The sequence below is a fragment of the Vibrio sp. 970 genome (assembly GCF_033339075.1).
Genome location: NZ_JAWOTW010000611.1, coordinates 1 through 575, shown reverse-complemented (window position 1 = coordinate 575; position 575 = coordinate 1). Strand labels below are relative to the sequence as shown.

1 protein-coding gene and 1 pseudogene are annotated in these 575 nt (G+C 45.6%); both read right to left on the bottom strand.

The window, feature by feature from the left end; genetic code table 11:
- Nucleotides 1-286 (bottom strand): annotated as a pseudogene (locus R7Q11_RS28170) (lipase); the annotation flags it as partial.
- A 21-nt stretch (nucleotides 287-307) separates the two neighbouring features.
- A partial coding sequence (locus tag R7Q11_RS28165; RefSeq protein WP_225467226.1) for an outer membrane protein transport protein occupies nucleotides 308-575 on the bottom strand: 268 nt, incomplete at its 5' end.

Here is a 575-nt window from a genome sequence, read left to right as displayed (position 1 = left end):
CGTCCATTGTGTTCATTGATGCGCGTGGATTAGTAAGGGCATCATCACCGTTAGTTGGCAGACCAAGCGTACCATCTGACGTATCCATAAGTAGGTAAGAAGGGGCAGGTACGTCTGCGTTTGCACCTTGGATAGTAAAGCTAATTGAAGTGCCACGATCTAGCAATGCTTGAACTTCCGATTCAAACGTTACTTTATCTGTTGTGCCTGAGCTTGATGTGTTGTCGCCACAACCTGCAAGTAGGATCGCAGAACAAAGCAGTGATAGTTTAAACGTATGTTTCATTGGGTTACTCCGAGAATCCTATTATTTGAAGGTGTAGTTCATCTGTACTGCACTGATGTATGCCGTACCTTCTGAATCAAACTTAATTTCTTGACCTGCTGCGTTAGTCTCAGTGAAAGAGCCCGACTCACTTTGTACCAATGCAAAACCAGCATCAAACGATAGGTTTTCATTCATTGCATACGTTAGACCCGCGCTGTACCACATACGGTCACTATCAGGGATACTCAATGTTGCTTCACCCGCTTGCTCGTCATAAGCCAAGCCTGCGCGGAATGTCCACTCTGTC